The organism is Spirosoma migulaei (genome assembly GCF_054776855.1).
Map to the genome: position 1 here is coordinate 639,785 of NZ_BAAHBG010000022.1, position 24,091 is coordinate 663,875.

At 48.8% G+C, this 24,091-nt stretch carries 17 protein-coding genes; 8 read left to right on the forward strand and 9 right to left on the reverse strand.

What is annotated here, in order from left to right; all coding sequences use genetic code 11:
- Window position 1: 1 nt before the first annotated feature.
- The 6 genes from ACYVGO_RS23905 to ACYVGO_RS23930 form a co-directional block, all read right to left on the reverse strand.
- Window positions 2–2,359, reverse strand: a complete 2,358-nt coding sequence (locus tag ACYVGO_RS23905) for a hypothetical protein (protein ID WP_460971430.1) — start codon at window positions 2,357–2,359, stop codon at window positions 2–4.
- Between the two features lie 306 nt (window positions 2,360–2,665).
- Window positions 2,666–3,892 carry a DegT/DnrJ/EryC1/StrS family aminotransferase gene (locus ACYVGO_RS23910; RefSeq protein WP_460971431.1) on the reverse strand — a complete coding sequence of 409 codons (1,227 nt, stop codon included), beginning with the start codon at window positions 3,890–3,892 and terminating at the stop codon, window positions 2,666–2,668.
- A gap of 163 nt (window positions 3,893–4,055) precedes the next feature.
- Window positions 4,056–6,713 carry an ABC transporter permease gene (locus tag ACYVGO_RS23915; RefSeq protein ID WP_460971432.1) on the reverse strand — a complete coding sequence of 886 codons (2,658 nt, stop codon included), beginning with the start codon at window positions 6,711–6,713 and terminating at the stop codon, window positions 4,056–4,058.
- Window positions 6,710–7,045: a PadR family transcriptional regulator gene (locus tag ACYVGO_RS23920; protein ID WP_142771618.1), complete on the reverse strand. Its 336-nt coding sequence runs from the start codon at window positions 7,043–7,045 to the stop codon at window positions 6,710–6,712. Before ACYVGO_RS23920 ends, ACYVGO_RS23915 begins: the two co-directional genes overlap by 4 nt.
- A 202-nt stretch (window positions 7,046–7,247) precedes the next feature.
- Window positions 7,248–9,596 carry an FdhF/YdeP family oxidoreductase gene (locus ACYVGO_RS23925; protein ID WP_460971433.1) on the reverse strand — a complete coding sequence of 783 codons (2,349 nt, stop codon included), beginning with the start codon at window positions 9,594–9,596 and terminating at the stop codon, window positions 7,248–7,250.
- 31 nt (window positions 9,597–9,627) lie between these two features.
- The gene (locus tag ACYVGO_RS23930) at window positions 9,628–10,698 is read right to left on the reverse strand and encodes an App1 family protein (RefSeq protein ID WP_460971434.1); all 1,071 of its coding nucleotides are present in this window, start codon (window positions 10,696–10,698) and stop codon (window positions 9,628–9,630) included.
- A gap of 174 nt (window positions 10,699–10,872) precedes the next feature.
- On the opposite strand from ACYVGO_RS23930, the gene ACYVGO_RS23935 reads away from it, so the two are divergent.
- Window positions 10,873–11,751 (forward strand): diacylglycerol/lipid kinase family protein, encoded by an 879-nt coding sequence (locus ACYVGO_RS23935; RefSeq protein ID WP_142771615.1) that lies wholly within the window; start codon window positions 10,873–10,875, stop codon window positions 11,749–11,751.
- Between the two features lie 55 nt (window positions 11,752–11,806).
- Here the strand turns inward: ACYVGO_RS23935 and fdhD are convergent, their stop codons facing one another.
- On the reverse strand, window positions 11,807–12,652 hold the full coding sequence (gene fdhD / locus ACYVGO_RS23940) for a formate dehydrogenase accessory sulfurtransferase FdhD (protein ID WP_460971435.1): 846 nt from the start codon (window positions 12,650–12,652) through the stop codon (window positions 11,807–11,809).
- 236 nt (window positions 12,653–12,888) lie between these two features.
- Between fdhD and ACYVGO_RS23945 the strand changes: the two genes are divergently transcribed.
- From ACYVGO_RS23945 to ACYVGO_RS23960, 4 genes are all read left to right on the forward strand, one after another.
- Entirely contained in the window at window positions 12,889–14,040 is a 1,152-nt protein-coding gene (locus tag ACYVGO_RS23945; protein WP_460971436.1) for an FAD-dependent monooxygenase, read from the forward strand.
- 68 nt (window positions 14,041–14,108) lie between these two features.
- Window positions 14,109–15,194 carry a sensor histidine kinase gene (locus ACYVGO_RS23950; protein ID WP_460971437.1) on the forward strand — a complete coding sequence of 362 codons (1,086 nt, stop codon included), beginning with the start codon at window positions 14,109–14,111 and terminating at the stop codon, window positions 15,192–15,194.
- A 6-nt stretch (window positions 15,195–15,200) separates the two neighbouring features.
- A complete protein-coding gene (locus tag ACYVGO_RS23955) occupies window positions 15,201–16,259 on the forward strand; it encodes a sensor histidine kinase (RefSeq protein ID WP_142771611.1) in 1,059 nt (352 codons plus the stop codon).
- Between the two features lie 175 nt (window positions 16,260–16,434).
- Window positions 16,435–17,211 (forward strand): LytR/AlgR family response regulator transcription factor, encoded by a 777-nt coding sequence (locus ACYVGO_RS23960; protein WP_142771610.1) that lies wholly within the window; start codon window positions 16,435–16,437, stop codon window positions 17,209–17,211.
- A 4-nt stretch (window positions 17,212–17,215) separates the two neighbouring features.
- Here the strand turns inward: ACYVGO_RS23960 and ACYVGO_RS23965 are convergent, their stop codons facing one another.
- Both ACYVGO_RS23965 and pyrR read right to left on the reverse strand, forming a co-directional pair.
- Entirely contained in the window at window positions 17,216–19,783 is a 2,568-nt protein-coding gene (locus tag ACYVGO_RS23965) for a DUF5686 and carboxypeptidase-like regulatory domain-containing protein (protein ID WP_142771609.1), read from the reverse strand.
- A gap of 211 nt (window positions 19,784–19,994) precedes the next feature.
- A complete protein-coding gene (gene pyrR, locus ACYVGO_RS23970) occupies window positions 19,995–20,534 on the reverse strand; it encodes a bifunctional pyr operon transcriptional regulator/uracil phosphoribosyltransferase PyrR (protein ID WP_142771608.1) in 540 nt (179 codons plus the stop codon).
- Between the two features lie 219 nt (window positions 20,535–20,753).
- On the opposite strand from pyrR, the gene ACYVGO_RS23975 reads away from it, so the two are divergent.
- The 3 genes from ACYVGO_RS23975 (at window position 20,754) to ACYVGO_RS23985 (ending at window position 23,864) form a co-directional block, all read left to right on the forward strand.
- Entirely contained in the window at window positions 20,754–22,616 is a 1,863-nt protein-coding gene (locus tag ACYVGO_RS23975; RefSeq protein ID WP_460971438.1) for a T9SS type B sorting domain-containing protein, read from the forward strand.
- A 6-nt stretch (window positions 22,617–22,622) separates the two neighbouring features.
- Complete coding sequence (pth, locus tag ACYVGO_RS23980) at window positions 22,623–23,183, forward strand: aminoacyl-tRNA hydrolase (protein WP_460971439.1); 561 nt, start codon at window positions 22,623–22,625, stop codon at window positions 23,181–23,183.
- 240 nt (window positions 23,184–23,423) lie between these two features.
- On the forward strand, window positions 23,424–23,864 hold the full coding sequence (locus tag ACYVGO_RS23985) for a hypothetical protein (protein ID WP_142771605.1): 441 nt from the start codon (window positions 23,424–23,426) through the stop codon (window positions 23,862–23,864).
- Window positions 23,865–24,091: the final 227 nt, after the last annotated feature.

Below are 24,091 nucleotides of genomic sequence, written 5' to 3' on the forward strand. Positions count from 1 at the left end.
TTTACTGCTTCAGCAGCCAGATATCCGAGATCCGGGAGTTTTGCCGCCAGTTGAGGTGGGATTCCTCTGGTTCGTCGAACGTGACGCTGATATGCCCGTCCTGCGTGGCCGACAGGGGTACAATCCATTCTTTAACCGCATCGGCCTCCTTGCTGTAGTGCAAAGGACTCAACCGCTTTCCATCGACCCGTAACAAAGCATCGCCAAATCCGACAACCCGAATAATGTACTCCGCCGTAGGGTCCAGGTTATCATAATCCAGGGCCGGACTTCGCTGGAACGTTTGCGATGAAAGCCGGGTCCGACTGAAACCGTCTTTCCACCAGGCAATGTCCGTGGCATCGTCGGAGATGGTTTTCACGCGGGGGCCTTTGCTTACGCTCGACACATCGTCGTAATAACTGCCCTTGCCGGGCGTTTCCCAGGTACCGATTTCCCGTAGACGTCTCAGTTTGTCTTCCTTTGTTTTCAGTGTCCGGACTTTATCGAACTCGTCAGTCAGCCACCAGCGATTGTTGAGCGGATAATCGACAAAATCAAGCAGGCAACCCCGTTCATAACCCTTCGCTTTATACTTAGGCACGCTGGTTTGTAAGCCAATTGAAGCAAATAGAGCGGCACATAACGACACAATTTTGGCTTTCAACTCAGGCGAAGCAGGCTCTGTATCCGCTTTGTTCACAAGGGCAAGCGCCTGGCTCATCGCGTTATCGGGATCAGCATCGGTCGTCTGTGCTAGTATCTTGTCCGCTTTTGCCTCCAGTTCCTGTTCATACAGTAACCGCCTGCGGGTGTAGTTATCGTAATAAGCCCGGAGAAGGAGGAGTTGCCAACGCCAGTTGGTGGCTAAGGCGGGATTCGTTGTTTCCATCGTTTTCCAGAATGAAAACGTAGCGTCGACGCCCCCGTTTTGCGCCAGTGGCCCCTGCCAGTTTTGTTCGAGAGCCTCAATACCGCTGGCCGCGGATTCGGTCAATGGTAAGCCAAAGAAAAAGCGGCTGTAGTCGGTCAGGATCTGATGAACGTTCATATCCGGGTCCCAACCGCGCATACTCCACACTACTTTGTTGATGTCATCATGGCAACCATCGGAATAGGACACAAAGCCATCCGTAAAGGGTGCCGCAGCCGCCTGAGCCCGCGCGTAAAAATAAGGGCGTGGATTTGATGCCTCCCGCCCTAAGGTCAGCGCAAACGCCTGATCCCAGCGTTCAACGGGAAATTCGCAACGAACGGTATGAGTAATGTCCGGATACTGACGAAGCTGGTACTGTTTGGGCAAGCGATACCGGGTTTCGGCGAGTGGCGGGCTGCCCGGTCCGTAGACCAGCCCTGCCAGCCAATCGGGCTTATGCTGGGCCAGATAGTCATACACATAATTGATCTGCTCCACGTTGAATCCCTGCAACGACAGCCAGACGTTGGCCTTTGGGTGGTATTTCACCAGTCGGTCGTGCAGCTCTTTCAAAAAAGGCATTACCTCTCTGGGATGGTTGTCGCCGGGATCGCCACCGGGCAAAAAAACATGATCGAGCCGGGGACATGCCTTATAAAAAGTCTCGTGAAGCGTAAGTTCGGCTTCCCGTTTCTTCGTATCGGTCAGTTCAAAGGTAGCGGGTGTCCATACCCAATAGTCCAGATCGTACGCTTTGCAGATTTCGCTCATTTTGACCCGCATTTCCGAAGCAGGTATCTTAAAATGAGGGCTGGGTTTCTCGTCTTCGTGAAACGGGATTCCTTCTACAGCGTTGGTTCCAAAAATAGCCAGATCGCGAATGTACTGCTCAAATTGCCCCACCGTCCAGGCATCGTATGAGTTAGCCGTGGTTCGGTAGCCCAACTGATGTCCCCGAATGGGATAAGTGGGTGCCGTGGCCAGATCGACCGGGTTGGGAAGTTCCAGCAGTTTTCGGTCCATTTTCAGGTTTCTCAACAGCCACCCGGTGCCAAACAGAATACCCCGGCTATCGGCACCAATAATCCAGAGCGTATTGCCTGTGGTATTGGTTTCACTCACCACCCGGAATCCTTCTGGCTTACCTTCTGGCCGATCATTCGACGTATTAACCGGGATGGTAACGCCCTGAACGTCTTTATCGCCCACAAGAACCAGTGCGATCCGCGTTGAGCCAGCCTTTGGCCAGGTCGACGCTGTTTTCAGGGAAACGCCCGTTCGTTTTTCAATCTCTTCGCGCAGCATCCGGGGAGCCGTTTCCCGCATAGGCAACGGAACAGAGGGCGAAACCAGAACAACGGCCTGTTTCAGGTTAATTGGTTGAGCAGTGAGTTGACTACCACTTATTGCCAAAAACAGGGTAAGGCCACTGATTACCAATCTTACAGAACGATTCAAAGTCATAGATTAAAAAAGAGGAAGGTATTGTTAAGAATTGCGATTGGGGCGTACCCACGGGCTTCAGCCCGTGTATGGATTGGATTGATACACGGGCTGATTGATTTGTATTAAATAAGCGCCTAAATAAAACTTGTCCTTTTGAGGCTTTCAAAACCCCCAACCCCCTGAAGGGGGCTTTTTTTCCCAGTGAACTAAGCCCCCTTCAGGGGGTTGGGGGTTTTGAAGGCTAGCAAAACGGCGGTTAATTTCTTCAAATCAATAAGCCCGTGGGTACGTCGGTACAGCCCAAAACAGCGTCATTAAGCGAATCTATTTCCTGGCATGCTGAATTTTCCGAATCGCCTGAGCAAACGACTCCATATCGGAGCGAGTACCCAGCATGGCCTGTTGAAAAATCCATACGGCTTCTTCCGCACAGGCCAGCTCCGCTTCCGGGCAGTTTACCTGCGTATAATCCACCGATTCTGGGATGGCGTAACACATAAAGTTCTTTTGCTGAAACACCGGTTGCTTATACAACGGATGTGGATACCCCCCTGAACAGGGCACCCCTTCTGCCGACAACATGGCCACAAATTCCTGCTTCGCAATCTGCCCAAATTTGGTTCGATCGTATTTGACAATATAGAGGTGATAACAGTGCCGGATAGCAACCTCTCCCCGACTCAAGGGTGTAATACCGTCAATATCGGCCAGCAGGCTATCCAGGTAAAGACCGTTCTCGTTCCGCGTGATCGTTTGCTCATCCAGTCGTTTTAATTGTTCGGAGAGCAGAACCGCCTGGAGTTGCGTGATGCGGTAGTTGCAGCCAGGGTTGAAATGATCGTACCATTGTCCGCTGGGCAACCGGCCTACATTTCGCAGAGAATTCATGGTTTCGTACAGGGCATCGTCATTGGTAATGACGATGCCACCTTCGCCACTCGTCAGGTTTTTGGACGATTGAAAACTAAAGCTCCCGGCATCACCAATAGAGCCAAGTTTCCGGCCTTTGTATTCGGCCCCGTGGGCATGAGCGGCATCTTCAATCACACGCAAATTATGCCGTTGCGCAATGTCCAGAATGGCGTCCATATCGCAGGGCAAGCCAGCAAAATGAACGGGAATAATGGCTTTTGTTTTGCTTGTAATAGCAGCCTCAATATGGGTAGGGTCGAGGTTGTAGGTCTGCGGATCAATGTCGACGAAGACCGGAACGCAGTTAATTTCAAGTACGACCGAAGCCGTTGCAATGAAGGTATAGGGCGGCACGATGACCTCATCGCCAGGCCGTAACCCGCAGGCAATCAGTGCCAACCGAAGCGATACGGACCCATTCACACAGGTTACGGCATATTTACTGCCGCAATAAGCCGCGAAAGCCTGCTCAAAGCGAGCTACTTCATCGGCACAATCAGGGTTTCCCCATTGTCCGCTTCGCACGATGCTGGCCACAGCCTGAACTTCCGTTTCGTCGTAGATGGGCCAAGGGAAGGTCGTATTCACTGACTTCGGCCCACCGTGTATTGCCAATTGCCCTAGTTGATTACCAATCATATCCTGGTAGAATCACCGCCAGAACTGCCCATGAGGGAAGTTCTGGCAGCCAATTCGTTTAACTCGGATATAGTACGCTACGGGATCTATTTCAGGCTATCAGGCAGGTGAAAATTTACGTGATTAACTAGCGGTGCTTTTGAGTGACCAACCTGCCTATTGTCTATTCTGTACGTAAGGTCTTTATCGGATTCATCAGAGCGGCCTTCATACTCTGGAAACCGACGGTCAGCAAGGCAACCATGAACGTGATGAGCATTGCCAGAATAAACATACCGGCACCAAGTTCAATCCGATACACAAAATTAGTAAGCCACTTGTTCATGACCCACCACGCCAATGGAGCTGCCAGCACAAACGCAACCAACAGCAGACGAGAAAACTCTTTCCCAAACAACCAAAGGATACCAAACGTACTCGCACCCAATACCTTGCGTACACCAATTTCTTTCTTTTTCTGATCTGCCATGAACGACACCAGCCCGTACAGACCCAGGCAACCCACAAAAATTGCAATACCGGCAAACGCCTGAATGAGCCGCAGAAGCATAGTATCCAACTTATAGAGCCGCTCAATGTCCTCATCCATAAACCGATACGTAAAAATGGAAGACGGATACAGGGCCGTCCAGGCTTTTTCAAGTCCGGCCAGGGTTGGCCCCAGATTAGCCGGATTTATGGTTACCCCGCAACTGTTGTAAGTCTCACCCCAGGTTGTCAGGCAGAGGGGTTCAATAGCTACACGAAACGACTTATAGTGGAAATCCTTCATCACGCCGACTATGGTTCCTGATCGACCATTGATTGTAGCGGCTTTGCCGATCACTTCCTGTAGCGAAGCTAATCCAAGGGCTTTTACGGCCGTTTCGTTGAGCAGGTATTCCCTAATCGTATCCGATGGATTCAGGTTACGACCAGCCAGAATAGGAATTTTGAATGTCGGGGCATACTGATGATCCCCAGCTTTAATAGAAATATTGAATTTTTCGTTTTCCGGGCGAGAATCGAAGCGAAATGAGGTGCTTGCCAGGAATTCAGTTGCGGGAGGGGTATCGAAAAAAGTCACATTTTCAACGCCGGATAGTTCAGAAAGCTGAGCCGCCAACGTGCTGATTTTGGACTTTTTATTGTCGGGAACGGGCAGAATAACCATTGCGTCTTTCCGAAAACCCAGATCAGCCTGTTGGGAATAACGCAACTGGCTGGTTATAATCAGTGTGCCAATGATAAGCAGTTGTGAGATGGCAAACTGGGTGACCACCAACCCTTTTCGCAGGGAGAAACCACCTGTCGACTGTTGAGAAAGATTCCCTTTCAGCGCCAGTACAGGCTGAAAACGAGCCAGAATCAAACCGGGATAAGCACCTGAACAGAAAATTACGATCAGCAGCAGGCCGAATAAAAAGATAAGTAGATACGTATCCGTCAATAAATTGAGCATCAGCTTTATGCCAAACCATTGATTGACAAACGGTAAGGCCAGGTATGCCAACCCCGAAGCGATAATCAGAGATAATCCGGCGATAAGCGCCGTTTCGGTAATAAATTGCCAGAAAAGCGTTCCCTGCTGGCTGCCCAATGCTTTTCGAACCCCAATTTCCTTAGCCCGCCCAAGCGCCTGAGCCGTTGCCAGATTAATAAAGTTGACACAGGCCGTGACAACCAGAAAAAAACCGATCAGAGCAAATGTCCAGAGATTTTTTTTCTCAGTGTATCCCCGCAGGTTAGGATTAAAATGAACATCGGCGATCGGCTGTAATTTAAATCGAAAATGCTTCGCATTCTCTTTATCGTAGTATTTATCAACAATTGCTGGAAGAATTTTCGAATCGACCACAGCCGCTGATACATCCGGTTTGAGCCGGATAAAACATTGCATCTCTTTATTGAAACCTAGCCACCAGTCTTTTTCGACCATCCAGGGACTGTGGTTCTGCAAATTGCTGAAGGGTAGATAGATCTCTGAATGAAAGTCTGTGGTAGCCGGTAGGTTTCGGAGAATACCGGTTATCTTAACAACCAGCGACTCATCAATGTGCAATAGCTGACCGATGGGGTTTTCATTGCCAAAATATTTTTTAGCGATTCGGTCTGTAACAAGGGCTGTATTGTGATCCTGCAAAGCAGATTTCGGGTTGCCCTCTAGCAGGGGAAAATTGAAAATGTCAAAAAAATCCGGATCGGCAAACGCAATATCTTCTTCAAACTTTTTCTGGGGCGCTACGGCAACCACCCGTTTCGTTAGAAAGGCAATACGGCCAACTTTTTCAGCGACATTGTACCCACTTCGGAAGGCTTCTCCCATCGGATTGGGAACGCCCGTGCTATAGGTCACTTTTTCTGTATGAAGCTCTGTGTAAATGCGGTAGATGCGGTTTTGATCAGCATGAAACGTATCAAAGCTCAGATGGTATTTAACCAGCGTAAAGATCAGAATGGCGCATGCCATGCCCAGGCTTAGGCTCACCACATTGATCACCGTATAGGATTTGTGTCGATTAAGTTTTCTCCAGGCAATTTTAACATAATTACTAAGCATGGCCATTGGGTTTGGTGGTGAATAAACGGTTGTCGTGTATCGATTGACATATTGAGCTTGTTTGCGCCAAAGGCGGGGATGTAACAACAGCAGCATTTCCAGCCCATACAGTAGCTGGGCCTGAGTAGAGCCGTATCGTTGAACCCGCTTTTGAAATAATTCATACAGATCCCCCAAAATTTCATCCCGGATATGAGGAGCTGTAAGCCGTTCCAATAGCCGCTCAGCCCAGCGAGGGGGCGCTGGCTGGCTGCCCTGATGGTTTTTATTGTTTCGATTCATGTCAGATGGTCAAAAGCGGTTTTCGGAATCTCTTCCCATAATTCATTACGAATTCGTCGCGCTTCCCGCAAGGCTTGTTCACCCGCCAGGGTTATGGTAAACAGGCGTTTGGCCCGTCCACCCCGTTCAGCAATAGGTTCGCTAAAGCGAGAATGAACCAGCCCTTTTTCTTCTAACCGCTGCATGGTTCGATGAACAACGCCTAAGCTCATGGGGCGCTCCAAACGCTTGCTTAATGCCTCTACAACAGCCACGCCGTAGGCATCATCGTACAGCAGCGTGATTGTCAGTAAAACGATCTCTTCAAACTCGCCTAGTTGGGTGCCCTTCATCAGTTGGAATTACTCTTGCCGGGTAGATATATCTTTTCCTTTTGCATAGCAAATCAAAGGCCAATAAAGCTTATAGGCCCCCAAAGCCGTAAAATGCCCTTTTTTCACTTTCTATTGAATTACTATAGTCCGAAAACGGACGATAGGACGTCCAGATCTGGACGTCCTATCGGTACTTATTCTGATTACCTACCCTAATCCTTTACCCCTCCGCTGGTGTCACGGTAATAACAATCGACTTCGAGGTGGGGGTATTGCTTTTATCGGCTTTTGAGTCAATCGGTATCAATACGTTCGTTTCGGGGAAGTAAGCAGCTGTACAGCCAAGCGGAATGTTGTACGGAATCACGATAAACCGATGAGCCGTTCGGCTCTGGCCGTCGTATTGACTATGTAAATCCACCACTTGTTTTTCCCGTAATCCCCGATTGGCAATGTCGTCGGGGTTCATGAATACCACGCGCCGTTCGTTATAAATGCCCCGATAGCGATCATCATTGCCATAGAGCGTGGTGTTGAACTGATCGTGACTCCGAACGGTCATGAGCAACAACTCGCCGGGCTGTAAGTTATGGTGCGTTGGTGTGTTGATCGTGAAATGCGCTTTGCCATCCTTCGTTTTAAACTCCCGAACACGCGGGCCGTTGGGAATGTAAAAGCCGCCGGGTATCCGAACCTTTTCGTTATAGTTATCGAAACCAGGCACCACCTGTTCAATCAGGTCACGGATACGGTCATAGTTAGCTACAAGCTGGTCCCAGTCCATGTAGTACCGACCGTCCCGGTCGGCCGAGTAGTCGGACTTGTTACGGCCGACCGGGACGGTCGGTGCTACAAGCGTAGCCTTCGCTAACTCACCAATAATGGCCACTTCACTTTTCAAATACGCAGACGAAGGCTCAACCACTCCGTGGGATTGTGCCACTACGCCCGTTGTACTCTCGCAGCTAACAAACTGCTCACCAGTTGCCTGTATATCATGGTCAGTACGACCCAGGCAGGGAAGAATGAGCGCCGTTTCGCCGTGAATGAGGTGACTCCGGTTGAGCTTTGTGGAAACATGTACCGTTAGTTTACACCTTTTCAGGGCATCTGCCGTGTAATTCGTATCGGAGACGGCCATCGCGAAATTGCCGCCCAGTCCAAAGAACACGCTCGCTTTGCCCTCGTGCATCGCTTTCACAGCGGCAACCGTATCATAGCCATTTTCGCGGGGTGGTTCAAACTTGAACACACGCTTGAGAGCATCCAGAAACTCAGGTTTGGGCTTTTCCCAAATGCCCATCGTACGGTCGCCCTGCACATTGCTGTGGCCACGTATTGGGCTGGCCCCTCCCCCTTCAATACCAATGCTGCCTTTTAGCAAGAGCAGATTAATCACTTCATTAATTGTCTGAACCGCATTTTTGTGTTGGGTCAGACCCATTGCCCAGCAAATGATCAATTTGGGTGTATGCTTGAACAAATCGACCGCTTCCTGAATCTGCGCGATGGTCTGTCCACATTGAGCGGCTAAATCGCTTAGTTCAAACTGATCGAGACTTTTCACGAACGCATCGTAACCGGCGGTGTATTTCGTAATGAAGTCCTGATCCAGCACTTTTCCCGGACTTTTTTTCTCTTCGGCCAATAACAGCTTACACATCGCCTTTAGCAAGGCAAGGTCGGAGTTGATGGGAATCTGCAAAAACAAATCCGTGAGTTTCTGTCCACCCAACACCACATCCCGAACGCTCTGCGGGTATTTAAACGACAGCAAGCCTGCTTCGTGTAAAGGATTTACGGCAATGATTTTAGCCCCATTTCGCTTGGCCTGTTCCAGTGGCGTAAGCATTCGGGGTGCGTTGGTACCGGGATTCTGGCCCATAATCATGATCACGTCGGCCTTTTCGTAATCATCGTATTTGACCGATGCCTTCCCCAGCCCCAGTGAATCGGCCAGGGCAACGCTGGTCGATTCGTGGCACATGTTCGAGCAGTCGGGCATGTTGTTCGTGCCGAACATCCGAACGAACAACTGGTACAGAAAAGCTGCTTCGTTGCTGGTTCGGCCTGAGGTATAAAAAATGGCTTCATCAGGGGAATCAAGTGCTTTTAGCTGGCTGGCAATGAGCTGAATAGCATCCGCCCATTCAATTGGTTCGTAATGAGTAGCGCCGGGTTTTAAGATCATCGGCTGCGTCAGCCGTCCTTGTTGTCCAAGCCACAAGTCCCCTTTCTGAAGCAACTCGGCCACCGAATAGCGTTGAAACAGTACGGGCGAGGCCGAGTGTTTGGTCATAATTTCGTCTGCGACGGCCTTGGCCCCGCTTTCGCAATATTCACCCAGTTTAGACCGATGGTCGTCAGGGTCAGGCCAGGCGCAGGATGGGCAATCGAATCCATCTTTCTGGTTCAGATCGGCCAGCACCTTTAACCCACGAATCAAGCCCGTGCCACTACCAATGTGCTCCAGCGACTTCAGGATGGCTTCGACACCAGCGGCTTCGGTATAAGGCTTACCTACTGTAAGGTCGCCGGTTAATTCTTCGGGGGGCGTGTTCTGATCCATACTCTGGCTAAAACAATCTAAAATTTAGTTCTTAGGCAACTAATCCACTTTCTACTGAATGTTGACGGGCTTCGGCACTGTGCGCAAAGTAGCAATAAGGAACACCCATGGCTTCAATACGGCTCAAAATTTCCCGGGTTTTTGGCTGATTTTTATGATGAACCTGCCGAATATAGACACAACGAATCCGGGATGGAAAGTGCTCAACTACCGATGCATAAATAGTGGGGTCTTCCTGCGTATCGTCGCCCAGCAGAATAAAATTCTGGTTTGGATACGCTTCCAGAATCCGGACAATCCGCATGAACTTCGTCATATGCTTCCCCTGCCCTGTTTTCAACAACTCCGAGAATTGCTTTAACGGGCTCAGCAGATACACGCCCTCAGGCAGGCCGTTTTTCTTCGAGAACTCCAGAATATAGTCGTACAGGTTCCATTCACTACTCGACACGTAGAAAAACGGATTTGTTGCCTCATCCTGGGTGTTCGCTTTGGCCAGCAACTGATAATGCGATACCACCCCCTCAAAGGGTTGGCGAGTATGCGCATTCCGGGTGATCAATACGGTTAACCGTTTCATGAGTACGGCTGAGTGCGATACCAGAAACGTATCATCAATGTCGGAAATACAGGCAAACGAGCTTGCATGAGGTACTAAAACGTCTCCCTCTCCATCGGCTAGTATGGTTTCGGGCGTGCCTGCCGGGGATATACACTGGGCCTGAACTACATGCCAGCCAGGCGGTAACGCTTGTGTCAGGGGCACCTCAACCCGAAAATAGCCATCCAGATCCGTTTTAGTCTCTCTGGTCTGCCCACCTGCATAAACCCGAACCCGAACCTGTGAATAAGGCCGAACCAAAAACAATCGAATTAAACCCAGCAAATTCACCCAGATACTGGCCCGGTATTTTTTTCGAGGCAACGCACTCTGCTTAAAAACAGTCCCATGAACAGTTAACATGGTTTCATTCCCGAAACCCCGGTATACCTTCACCAGGGGCTGGTCGGTCAGATGCAGCCATGTTAAGAAATAATGTTTTATTCCACCCTTCAGGCTTTTTTTTTGTTTATGCCTAAAAGGCAACTGCACTGTTTCCATGATTAAGTCGGTACTCGTCTTTAAAGCACGCTTGTCATTAATTGTCATTACGCGACATTGATAGTCATTTATCGCTAAGGAACTAACTACCAACCCTTTACAATAAATGACTACAGAATGGTAAGGAATGGCAACCAATGACTATCTATTGATAACTTTTAAATCGCATATAAGTTGACCTTTTTATTCGCAATTAATCCCGTCTCGGGCGGGACAGATAAAACCGTTTGGGAAGAAGCCATCACTACCTATTTCGATAACTCACCCCATACCATCCACAAATTTCACCTCGATGGTAAAACCGACAACGAAACGATCCGTCAGCAAATCGAGCAGCACAAGCCCGACTGCGTAGTAGCCGCCGGGGGCGATGGTACCATTAAAATCGTAGCCGAGCACCTGCTCGACACGCCTATCTTACTGGGTATCCTGCCTGTAGGCTCAGCAAACGGAATGGCCCGCGAGCTGGGTATTCCCGTTGATGTGCAGGGTAGTCTGGATACCTTAGTCAATGGCATCTCAAAAAAAGTCGATGTAATTGACATTAACGGTGGAGAGAGTTGTTTACACTTAGGCGATATTGGCTTGAATGCCCGTTTGGTTCGGTACTACGAAAAAAACAATCTACGAGGTAAATTTGGCTACTTACAGGGTGTCATTAAGGTATTGCAAAAACGGCGACTTCTCCGGGTATCCATTACTGCGGGTGATGAGTGCATACACCGGGTGGCCTTTATGGTGGTACTGGCCAATGCCCGCATGTATGGCACCGGTGCCGTTATCAACCCCGATGGTGATCTGGGAGACGGAAAATTTGAAGTAGTTATTTTCCGGCGCTTATCGATCTGGGAGATTCTGAAACTATTCTGGCGGTTCCAGCCCTTCGACCCGAAGAAAATTGAGATTATTTCGACTACATCGGTCAGTATTGAAACGAAGCGAAAAGCCTATTTCCAGGTGGATGGCGAATACCGGGGCCAGGTCACTACATTAAAAGCTGATATTCGGCCCGGAGCGCTCAGGATACGAGTGCCTAATCATGTAACTCATTAGGATTGTTGAGCATAGTCTCAGACTACGCCTAACGTAACAGGATACAAGTACCAGTTTAAACCGTTTGCAGTACCCGAATCCGGCCCGGCTCACTATACAGGTTAAATCGTTCGTTCCGCACAAAACCGGCCAGCGTGATTTGGGCTTCCTGCGCCATTTGCACGGCCAGGCTCGACGGGGCACCCACAGCGGCCAGAATCGGTACACCCGCCATCCAGCTTTTCTGGACGAGTTCAACGCCAATCCGACCACTCAGAAAAATACCGTACTGACTGAGTGGCAACCAATTTTGCCAGAAGGCAGCTCCAATGAGCTTATCCAGTGCATTGTGTCGGCCAATGTCCTCACGAACCAATAGTAGCTTTCCATCGGTATCAAACAAGGCGGCTGCATGAATACCACCTGTGTAGGCAAAGGCCAGCTGGGTTTCCCGAACGCGCTCCGACAACGAATGGAGTACAGACGAGGTCACTACAACATCCGACGCAACTAGGCCGGGTGTCAGTACACTGACAGCCTCAATCGTCGCTTTGCCGCACAACCCGCAACTCGATGAGGTAAAGGTGTTCCGTTCCAGTCGTGCCCAGTCAACGAGTACGTCAGGATGAAGTTCAACCCGCAGCACGTTGCCTTCTTTATGAGCGTCCTGCACACAATGTCGGCATGAAACAATATCGGAAGGTTGGTGAATAATACCTTCCGTGAATAGAAACCCCATGGCCAGTTCTTCATCGTTACCCGGCGTCCGCATAGTAACCGATACGGGTTTCTGCTGGCGATTACTCATAGGACCAAACCCGAGTCGAATTTCGAGAGGTTCCTCAACGGCCAGCAGATCAGGGGCTTCGGTCAGGCTTTCGCCAGCTACTTTTTGAATGGTTGTGGGGGCAACGAGCGGCATATAACAACTAGTTTCAGGGAGAACACGGAGTAGAAGCAGAAAGTTATTTACCCACGGAAACCGCTCATTAACAATATTCACTTACCAGTCTTACTTCGCCACTCCACCAACTATAGGTGTTTCAACCCAAAGAAATGCGGTTTCGTCCTACTTATCCAGAGCACTCGTTTCATTTTCTGCCAATTTTGACTTGCTAACTCGCCTAATCTCTTGTCTCAGGTAACCGTTTTTCCATTATGACTAAGCCATCAACATCGTTCACCATTCTTGGAGGGGGTATCGTAGGATTGACAACGGCGCTGGCTCTACAAAAAATTGGCATTCGTGCCAGCGTTTTTGAAGCTGCTCCAGTCAGTAAACCACTGGGTGCCGGACTGGCTTTAGCAGCCAATGCGATCAAAGCCTTTCAGCGACTAGGTATTGCTGATGAGGTGGTTCAGGCAGGGCGGCTTCTCGATGCGTTTACCATTTATGACCAGCATGGACGCGTTGTTACCCGCACGGATAGTCGGGTAATCAGTCAGAAATATGGTCTCGACAATTTTAGTATTCACCGGGCCGCCCTGCATCAGGTGCTTCTGCATCAACTCGATAACGGAGTTGTGCACATGGGTAAGCGCGGTATACAGATAAACCAGCAACCGGATAAAGTTATTGTTCAATTCGATGATGACACTACGCATGAAGCCGACTACTTACTGGTGGCCGATGGCATCCACTCGCCCATCCGTCAGCAACTGATGCCCGACTCCAAAGCACGGTATGCAGGCTATACCTGCTGGCGAGCGGTGGTTGATGCCACAGGGCTGAATTTGTCGGAAGCATCGGAAACCTGGGGCACAGCTGGGCGCGTTGGCGTAGTGCCATTGGCTACTAATCAACTGTACTGGTTTGCCACACAGAATGCCCCGGCAAACGATTCCCGAATGCGTGCCCGTACACCCAACGATCTGCTCAGGCAGTTCGACAGCTATCATTCGCCAATCCCGGATGTGATCGCCCGCACGCCCGACAACGCATTGATCTGGAATGACATCTGCGACCTTAAACCACTGGCGCGCTATGCCTTCGATAAGGTAGTCTTGTTGGGTGATGCGGCCCACGCCACCACGCCTAATCTGGGTCAGGGGGCCTGTCAGGCTATTGAAGATGCAGTTGTACTGGCAGATGAGCTGGCAAAGGGGGGTACTGTACCAGACGCATTTAAACGGTTTGAACAACGACGGTTAAAACGTACCCACATAATTAGTAAAACCTCCCGACGAATTGGTACGGTAGCACAGGTTGAGAATAAATTCCTTATGATGGTACGAAATGGTCTGTTTCGACTCTTACCCGCCAAACTGAATGAGCGGCAGCTGGAAATGTTATACCAGGTAGACTTTTGAGGGACATACCTACCGATTACCCTATAATTACCCTATAATCGTTCCCGAAAATGTCGTAATTTTCGTCTATGAACGTTCCTCTCTCTGCGCTTTCGTTCGACGCACTTAACGACCGCTGGGTACGCCTGATTGGTATTCCGGTGGCCGTATTGCCGTTTGTATTGCTTACGATTGCGGCTTATGGGTACGATGAACAGCTAGTTGCTCTCACAGTCGTATGGGGACTCATTTCTACCACGTTTCTCTGGCACTTGCTACTCTGGTGGGTGATAAAGGTGCGGCAGCAATATCCAGGCCGACCAAATACCCGTAAACGAATCTGGAAAACATTCGGAGGCTACTCCCTCTTCACGGTATTTGACCAACTCGTAGAGACCTGGACGATGTATCAGCTCGACCCGAGTGGTCGTATCCCGAAACCTATTTTTCCCGACGATTATCTGCTCCCGGTGGCCATGGCGTTATTTTTTGTGGTAGTCGTTGGCAGTTATTACGAGGGCTCTTACAATTTGCGGCAGTACAGATTAGCTGTGGAGAAAGCCGAAGCAGTCAAGAAAAATCGGTTACTGAATGAGTTAGCCCAGTTGAAAAATCAGGTAAATCCGCACTTTCTGTTTAACAGTCTGAACTCATTATCGGCTCTGATTAGCGAAGACCGTCGTAGGGCTGGTGCATTTCTGGACGAGCTGGCGAGTGTATACCGCTACATGCTTCAGGCGGGCCAGCGCTCATTGGTATCATTAACCGATGAGCTGGCATTTCTGGATGCGTATCGGTATTTACTCAATGAGCGCTATGGGGCCGCTCTACGCTGGCATATTGAGACAAACCCAGCCGCATCTGATCTGCTATTACCGCCATTAACCTTACAAATACTGGTCGATAATGCCATTCGCTATAACAGTTTATCCACGAATAATCCGCTAACCATTACAGTTCGTTATTTAGCAGGCAACCGACTTGAGGTGAGTAACCTGCTCCAGCGAAAATTAGTGCAGGTGGCAACACCATCAGGAGGGCTGGGCCAGCTAGCGGCCCAGTTTTCGGCCCTGGGCTTACCCTCCTTGTACATCTTCGACAACGACCAACTATTCAGTGTTACACTACCACTGACGACGCAGCATTCGATCGAACTTAACCTCTTAGCCAGCTGACCACCCGTGAACCTGAACATTTTCACTCAACAGGACACCCGTATCGCGCTGTATATTCTACCCGTTTATTTCGGTTTACTCAATTATGCCCTGTTTGGTTTTGCTTATTTCGAGGATATCAATGTATTCTTGCCCGCTACCATCAGTATCATCATTTTCTGGACACCCGCCTACTTCCTGCATGCGGTTCCTGCCCTCTGGCTTCGAAAACGATTTCCGCATATCCGACAAACGGCCCTGCGCTTATGCCTTGCCTGGAGTATTCACGTCGTTATGTCGTCGACCATGATTCTTGGCTTTTTCTATGGCTATGCCTGGGTACACTTTCCAGGCTACGTATTCAATGAAACTCACCTTCAATGGACGCTCATTATCAGTGCTATAGGCAACCTACTTGTCAATATAGTTCATGAAAGCATTTATACCTTCGAACAATGGGATGCCGCTCTTCGGGAAGCAGATCAACTTCAGCAGGCTAACTTACGGAGCCAGCTTGATGGTCTCAAAGGGCAAATCAGTCCACATTTCCTGTTCAATGCGCTTAACTCGCTTTCTTCGCTGATTGAAGAAGACCCGGATCAGGCCCAGAAATTCATTGATGAAATGAGTAGTGTTTATCGGTACCTGTTACGAGCCAACGAAACTGAACTGGCAACGCTGGATCAGGAACTGAGATTTACCCGATCGTATTTCCACTTATTACGAACCCGCCATGGCGAACACCTTCAGCTAGAGGAAGTTATCAGTGAGCACTATTACACCTATCAACTCCCCCCGTTAACGCTGCAACTATTGCTGGAAAATGCCGTAAAGCACAATGTCATTTTACCTGAGCAGCCGCTGCATATCCGTATCGAAACCCGCGACGATGGCAGGCTGGTGGTGCAGAATAACCTGCAACGCAAAGCGGTTCATGCGGTATCGAATCAGGTAGGGTTGAGTAACATTATCAATAAGTATCGGTTGCTGGGCGTGGGCGATGTAGATGTGGTGGACGAAGCACCTTATTTTACAGTAACCTTACCACTAATCAGTTCGGAGAAATTGGTAAGCGCTGCCGCCTGATACCCATGATGCTTTTCCTGACCGTTCAGAAAAAAACACTCTACAGTTCAGGAGTAGTTTATGCAAATTCACCCCCTGATTTTGCGGTTTCATTCAAAAGACTGCTGGCAGACAAGCCCAGTAATTGCTACATTTAATAGACTATAAAAGCGAGACTTGATAAACGCGTTTGATTATGAATGTACTGATCGTTGAAGATGAAGAATTAGCGGTCCGCAAGCTGACAAAATTGTTGCAGGATGTTGACCCTACGCTACAGATCGTTGGCACAACGGCCAGCGTACGGGCATCGGTGGCCTGGCTCCAGGATAACCCCGCTCCTGATCTGATTTTGATGGATATTGAACTGGCCGATGGGCAGAGTTTTGAGATATTTGAACAGACAGCCGTCGAGTCGCCCATAATTTTCACGACCTCCTACGATGAGTATGCGCTGAAGGCATTCAAGGTCAACAGCATCGACTACCTGCTCAAACCCATCAAACGGCAGGAACTGGAAGCTAGTTTAGCTAAACAACGACGGTTAGTTACGCAACCAGCGGTAGAGCCAATGGGAACGGCTACGATCAACGCCCTGGTTCAGCAGCTTCGCCAGCAGATCCAACCCACCGAGTATCGGAAACGCTTTTTAGTCAAACACCTGTCTCAGTGGCTACCCATCGACGTAGCCGACATTGCTTATTTCTATTCCGAAGACGGTGTGAGTCTCTTCCGTACCCGTGCCAACCAGAAGTTTTCGGTCGATTATACGCTCGATGAATTGGAAGCGATGCTGGAACCCACTCAGTTTTTCCGCGCGAACCGACAGTTTGTTGTCGAGATCAGCTCCGTTCAGCAGGTTCATTCGTACTTTAACAACAAACTCAAACTAACCCTCCGCCCTACCCCCGACGACGAAGTGCTGGTAAGCCGCGAACGGGCCATGGAGTTTAAGAAATGGATGGGGAAATGAGTACTTAAAAACTAAGCGTTGCTGATGCTTTTAGGGCAAACGAATTAAGCGGAATGCCATTTGGGCCATCATCCAGGTAATTCAACCGGTGGATGGCCTGAATCCGAATGAGTTTAAAGATGTTATCGATTCCGTAACCAACTTCCATATACGGTTTAGCACCGTCGAGAGCACCAAAATAAATGGGTCTTACGCCATCTGGCAACGGTTTAACACTCGCCACTGCCTGGTTCTCCTTTGACAAACTTCCCCAGAGTGCATCAAAATTGGCAATCAATCGCCAGTTCAGTTTTCGGATACCAGGTATACGGTTAAATAGCAATCCTTCAAACCGGTGCTGTACGTGAACGGCCACAAACCGATCACTCACGAATTCATAGAACTGCATCCGGTTAAAGGTATTAGTCGTCAGCAATGGAGTTGGGTTACCAATGTGCGGAAACAGCATCGGAGCGGGCATAACAGAAGGCGTATACCCTGCCGACAGCAAATAGGTCATCCGGCCAAGTGCCCCTAGCCGCAGGGACTGCTGCGCCCGTAGTGTAATCCGGTGGTAGTCGTATTCACCTCCGAGTGCTTTCAAACCGCGTGTGTAGCGAATCGTAAGAACAGGTGCCCGTTTGGTGCCCAGTGTGATCCGCTCGTTACCATCCATGATGTATTTTTCTTTGCGGGCAAGGCGCGCTTCAATTGACCAGTAGGCATCGTCAATATCGGACCGCAAAGGTGACTGTTCACCCAACCCAGGATCCAGCCTATAATGAAATGGGAAAAGTGGGTTGAATGTCCGACTACCCAACATAGCCGTTAGTAAAATCCCTTTGACGGGCTCGGTTTTGAAGAAAACTTCTTTCTGATAGCTCTGATAGCCACCCCGATACCGTCCAAAGCGACTCAGGGCGTAGAAAATCCGATTACCTCCAATCAACTCAGGCGTTAGTCCTAAACGCTCCAAGTCATTCGCAATGCGAACACCCGCCACAGTCCAGTGCTGCCGTGAGAATAGATAATCGACTTCGCCACCGTATTTGAATTCATGATCCAATGTACCGTAGGCTAAATAGCCTCGTAGTACCCAATTACGACTGAATTGCTCATTGGTTCGAAACCCGATTCGGGTCCGCAGGCCTTCAACACTATTTACGGCGAACAGATAGGGATAGGGTCCCAGATCAAATCCTCCAAGTTTATAAAAACCGGTGATGGCCACCTGCCCCACAGCCTCAGCCATCTTCACCGCTGGTACGGCCCGCAGTTTGTCGATTATCTGGCGCGTCTTCTGGTCTTCTTTACTCAACGAATCCGATCCCGCAAGATTCCGTTGTACGGAATGCCAGTAGGCATCATTGCTGGTAGCCACCGTATCGCTGGGTTCAATGGGCTGTTCATAAAAGCCCGTTGGCCGGGGTCGGTTCACAATGATATTGCTGTTGCGAAGGCTCACCTGAGCTCGTAACCCCAATGATTGTTTTCCCACCCCTGTCAGGCTAGCCGACAGCTTAATACTTACCGGCAACCAGCCCGCCGTACCCGAAGCGCCCGCTGTGGAGTCGGTGGTGGATTCCAGTTCCTGCTCAATGGTCAGGGCACGCACATAGTTCAGGTTGGCCCCTTGACCAATTTTGGTTTCGATCTGGCAAAGGGCAAATGTAGTTGTGTCGATCCAGGCTTTCCCGATAAACGCCAGGTCTTCCTTTCGTTTGGGGTCAAACTGAATTTCGTAGCAGATATGGTCGCCAATCTGAGTGGTATCGGCCAGAAAAAACTCGTACCAGTTTTTCCAGTTATCCCCAATGGGTGAGGCAAAATCCTTACCCAGAATGGGAATGTAATTGTCGTAGAAATTCTGGCTCACTAAGTTCGTTCCGCCCAGCAACTGCGAACTAAGCCCGGCGTCATCGACGGCTACCCCTTTAATTCGTGTTTTTCGGATATCTTCCCGTTTTCGTTCGGGACCAGTTCTATAATAATAGCGCGACACAGACTCAGAGGCCAGTAACGGTAATAAGCGATGCCCTTCATCATCAACGATCGAATCCTGTTTACTCATAGCTTCGTTGATCCGCTTGATGAGCGGATTACGTCGCATTCGTTCCGTTACATGACTTAAGGCAATGTCGGTTTTAACGTAGCTATCATATTCATAAGCGGCCAGTCGCTTGCGATCATTGATGGAGCGATTTTTCCGTACCTGCCGAAGCACGCGCCAGGCCGGGTTTTCGCCCGCCCGTACGGTCACCTCCTGCAAAGCCGTACCGGCGGGCATAAGTTTAAAATCAACCGCCTGCGACGGGCGTTCGGGATCAATAGCCTGCCGTAGGGCTTTATACCCCATGGAACTCACGGCTAATGAGTCTGACAGGATTTTAACTTTCAGTGTATAGCGACCTTTCTCATCAGTAAGCGTACCGCTCCGGCGGCCAAGCAGGGCAACGCTGGCAAACGGTATGGGTTCTCCGGTATGAGCATCCGTTACCAGGCCGGTAACCGTATATTCAGTCTGCGCTTGTACTGTATTACAGAAAATGCTTAGAGCAAAAAAGAAAACGAATAGTCGTTGCAGACGTCTCATAGAATTAGTTACGGTCTGCTAAATTACAAAAAACTTGCCAATCCCTATTTCTACAAGTTGCATGAAATGGTCTAATTAAGCCCTTAATTATTAAAATATTATCATTAACTGTTTCCTTCAGATTGCTAGCTATATATACTCAAACATAAAGAGTACAAACTGAGTATTTCCATCAGGCTAAACAGAGCGTCAATTTAACAAGAGTTTTGGATCAACCCACTAACCAGATACGGTCAGCGTCGGCTCCCTGTTCGGTCCACTCAACTAACACTTGCTGCGATTCAAGTGTGTTAACACGCTTGCCGGTATAATCGGGTTTTATGGGTAAGTCCCGATTATATCGACGGTCAACCAGCACCAGGAGTTCAACTTTCCTCGGTCGTCCAAAGGCAGTCATGGCATCGAGTGCCGCCCGAACCATCCGGCCGGTGGCCAGCACATCATCAATCAGAATGACTCGTTTATTTTCAATGATAAATGGAACATGGGTTGTATTGGGACGCAGCGGGGTATCGCGTCGGCGGAAATCATCGCGGTAGAAAGTAGCGTCTAAATACCCCAGCGGCACCGTTTGACCTAGCGCCCGGTTCAGTTCGCGGGCAACCCGCTCGGCAAAATAAATGCCACGGGGCTGCATGCCCAGAAGAACGGTATCGGCAAAATCCTGGTACGTTTCTATTAATTGCTGGGCCAACCGGCTAATTACTATTTCAAGTAGCGGGCTAGACAGAATCAGGCGTTGTTGGTTCATGAAGTAAAAATAGTCAGGAAGTCGTAATAGTCGGTAGTCGTTACTTAATTGTGCAGCGAAGGCAAGTTTCTTTTATCGACAGGATTACAGGATGAACAGGATTTCTCTGCTGACAAAATCCTGTTCATCCTGTAATCCTGTCAAAAATATACCTATTCCTTAATTCTACCTACCTTAGCAGTGCGATTGATCTGTTTGTGTACTGCACAAACCATGGCTATGAACCGAAGCTTTACACTTGGATTTTTACTGGTATTCGGGCTTGTTTTTTTCAAAAGCATAGCACAACCAGCTATTGGTGGCTTCTGGCTCGGCGTAACGTATCCCGCTGACCCCAAGCAGATTATCTATAATTATGCGCTCCAGATCAATCAAGCTACTTTTACATTAAGTGGTACAGCCCAAACATCGAATCCGTCGGTGCCGTTTGGCGGAGTTGCTTATATAAAAGGAGATATCTCGGGCTCAACAGTAACGTTTAGCGAGTCAGACAAAAATGGCAGCACAGCCGTTAAAAATATTTGTTTCTGGCGAGGCACTGTAACCTACAACCCTATTGACGAAAGTCTGATTGGTACCTACGAGAACATTGTGAATGGCACGACCTGTACTGATGTAGCGGGTGGCAAGGTGGAGCTGTATCGAATTGTGCTAAAATCCAGGCATACTACCTGCAAAGGCATCCCCATCAATTTAGTGGTTACGGGTAAAAACATCCGTTGGTATTCATCGGCTTCGGGAACAAATCTACTGGCAACAGGGAATAGCTATACGCCCAAAGTATCGCAGACCACAACGTTTTATATTACCCAGACACTCTACCAAAACGAAAGTCCGCCCGTCCCTATCACGGTTGAGGTTATCGAACCTACCATCAAAGCAACGTCTACCAATTCAGGCTGCGACAAAACGAACGGATCGATAGAAGTGGTCGCTTCGGGCTCAACGGGCTGGCAGTATAGCCTGAACGGGGGCGCATTTCAGTCAACTCCGTTGTTCACCAGCCTTAATCCCGGTTCCTATACGGTGGTTGCCAAAGATTCTGCGGGTTGTCAGGCAGCACAACCCGTTACGATTACGGCCGATACCGCTCCAACTATTACCAGCCTAAAAAGTACACCCCCTCACTGCGAAACGGCCAATGGGGAAGTAAGTGTGGTGGCTTCGGGTGGCAAAGCTCCTCTGATTTACTCCATCGACTATGGAGTTTCATTTCAGGCAAGTCCGCTATTTACGAAGGTGGCAGGAGGAACCTATACCTTTCGGGTGCGCGATGCGAACGGTTGTGAAGTAAATCGAGCACTAAGTGTACCGGCTTTCAAGCCGATGGTTATTTTGAGTACTGATGCTATATCCACAACCTGTGGGCAAGCGAATGGTGAGGTAACGCTGAGCACATCGGGAGGTACAAAACCGATCCAATACAGTATCGATAACCAGACATTCCAGCCCGGCACCAATTTTAGCGGATTAAAAACCGGTACGTATTTACTTACAGTCCGGGACAGTGCGGGCTGTACAGTCAGTCAGTCGGTTAGCGTGGCTGCCAGTACAGGGCCGCAACCGGTGGATGTGCGGATAACCGGTGCAGCCTGTGGCCAGCAGAATGGGACTCTGCTTATTAGCTCAACACGGACGACAGAACTGGATGAGTACTCGCTGGATGGAAACCTATTTCAGCGTACAACCGCATTTTCGGGCCTGAGTGGCGGGGCTTATACGCTGACGATCCGTGATAATCAGGGTTGCGCAATTTCCCAACCGGTTCTTGTTTCGCTCGACTGTGCCAACCTCGTTCATCTACCCACGGCATTTTCTCCCAACCAGGACAACCACAACGATGCGCTCACGCTGTACTTTACGTTTCCATCGCTAACCATTTCCCGGTTTACGGTTTATGATCGCTGGGGCGCAGTGATTTATAATCGTGCTAATTTTGTGCTATCAAGTGGTGAACCACTTTGGGATGGCCAACTGAATGGTCAGGCTGCCCCGGTTGGTGTCTATATCTACCGACTGGACTGCCAGTTTCCCGATGGCACCCAAACAACCTATCGCGAGTCAGTAGCCTTACTGAATTGACTAGTTATGAAATTTTTGATTGTTGGACTGGGCAACATTGGCCCTGAGTATGCACTTACCCGTCATAATGCTGGCTTTATGGTTCTCGACCGGCTGGCCGCACAACATGGCTTTACTTTCTCGATGACTCGCCTGGCCTATACCGCCAAATGGCAGTATAAAGGCAAACAGTTGTTTTTCATAAAGCCAACCACCTATATGAACCTCAGCGGTAAGGCTGTGCTGTATTACATGAAGCAGGAGAACATTCCTGTCGAAAACATCCTGATTATCACCGACGATAAAGATTTACCGTTTGGTAAGCTTCGCCTGAAGCCCAAAGGGTCGCCAGGTGGACATAACGGTTTGAAAAGCATCGACGACGTGTTGAACACCCAGGAATACGCCCGGCTTCGGGTTGGAATTGGCAATAATTTCTCGAAAGGTAGGCAGGTTGATTTCGTATTAGGGGAGTTTCCGGAAGATGAAATGATCCAGTTACCAGACTATTTGGACCGGGCTGGTAATGCCGCACTCAGTTTTTGTACTATGGGCATACAGAATGCTATGAATAATTACAACCAATGATATAACTTTTTAAAGAATTTTATAATTTTACGAAGACATATTTTATAGATATCAATGACCAGCAAACCAATATATCATTTGGTTTTTAAGGTAAAAATAAGCTATCAATCAAAAAAAAGGCATAAATTCAGCATTATATTCGGAATAATATTCTGCAAAGGCCCTATATGGGCCTTTGCAGTTTAGGAATTTCTATAGACATTTGTGCGTTCAGTAATCAAAACCAAATAGAACAAATCAATGAAAACGCGTGTTATCTTTGCATCAGTAATTCTTGGATTAGGGTTAGTGATTTCACAGGCAAACGCGGCTACCACCACCAACACTGATGATAGCCCGGCAGCCAACAAGCCGGCAAGTACTATGCTTGTCAATGGTTCGCAGAAGCTTTTTGCTTCGTATATCGAACAAAACGTTGCCAAGTTTGTAAATACTACCAACTGGCAAAACTTTATGAGCGTTGTCTCGTTGTACAACCAAAACCCGGCCGCTGTGCTGACTCTCAGTGCTACCGACCGTGCAAAGTTCAACGAAGCTGCGGCTCAGCTAACTAATAAACTGGCCAAGCACAAAGATGCAAACGCCAATCGCTGGATGAACCAGGCTGACCATACAACCCGGATGATTAATTTTATCTGGAATGCCAATCAACCAACCAGCGAAATGCCTGAAATTCAGTAATTTGGAATAAATGCCGAATTAGTCAGGTATTTGGAACAGAAAAGAGTAAAAGTTAGTTTTTCATGTAGAAAAGGTTAAGGGTTTAGGAATAGTCAGTATAGGGTTCTCTGCAATGTTCAGGGAACCTTATCTTTTTTATAGGGTTTTCGTTTTTTGACAGGAATAACGGATCAAGGACAATACTTGTGGAGGGCGTTGTATTTTTCTAGGTTTGTGCGTTTAATCAA

Coding starts and splice junctions, on each gene's coding strand:
- ACYVGO_RS23950 (WP_460971437.1), top strand. CDS start 14,109: ATGAACGTTCCTCTCTCTGCGCTTTCGTTCGACGCACTTAACGACCGC.
- ACYVGO_RS23915 (WP_460971432.1), bottom strand. CDS start 6,713: ATGAATCGAAACAATAAAAACCATCAGGGCAGCCAGCCAGCGCCCCCT.
- fdhD (WP_460971435.1), bottom strand. CDS start 12,652: ATGCCGCTCGTTGCCCCCACAACCATTCAAAAAGTAGCTGGCGAAAGC.
- ACYVGO_RS23965 (WP_142771609.1), bottom strand. CDS start 19,783: ATGAGACGTCTGCAACGACTATTCGTTTTCTTTTTTGCTCTAAGCATT.
- ACYVGO_RS23945 (WP_460971436.1), top strand. CDS start 12,889: ATGACTAAGCCATCAACATCGTTCACCATTCTTGGAGGGGGTATCGTA.
- ACYVGO_RS23925 (WP_460971433.1), bottom strand. CDS start 9,596: ATGGATCAGAACACGCCCCCCGAAGAATTAACCGGCGACCTTACAGTA.
- ACYVGO_RS23975 (WP_460971438.1), top strand. CDS start 20,754: ATGAACCGAAGCTTTACACTTGGATTTTTACTGGTATTCGGGCTTGTT.
- ACYVGO_RS23920 (WP_142771618.1), bottom strand. CDS start 7,045: ATGAAGGGCACCCAACTAGGCGAGTTTGAAGAGATCGTTTTACTGACA.
- ACYVGO_RS23985 (WP_142771605.1), top strand. CDS start 23,424: ATGAAAACGCGTGTTATCTTTGCATCAGTAATTCTTGGATTAGGGTTA.
- pth (WP_460971439.1), top strand. CDS start 22,623: ATGAAATTTTTGATTGTTGGACTGGGCAACATTGGCCCTGAGTATGCA.
- pyrR (WP_142771608.1), bottom strand. CDS start 20,534: ATGAACCAACAACGCCTGATTCTGTCTAGCCCGCTACTTGAAATAGTA.
- ACYVGO_RS23910 (WP_460971431.1), bottom strand. CDS start 3,892: ATGATTGGTAATCAACTAGGGCAATTGGCAATACACGGTGGGCCGAAG.
- ACYVGO_RS23960 (WP_142771610.1), top strand. CDS start 16,435: ATGAATGTACTGATCGTTGAAGATGAAGAATTAGCGGTCCGCAAGCTG.
- ACYVGO_RS23930 (WP_460971434.1), bottom strand. CDS start 10,698: ATGGAAACAGTGCAGTTGCCTTTTAGGCATAAACAAAAAAAAAGCCTG.
- ACYVGO_RS23905 (WP_460971430.1), bottom strand. CDS start 2,359: ATGACTTTGAATCGTTCTGTAAGATTGGTAATCAGTGGCCTTACCCTG.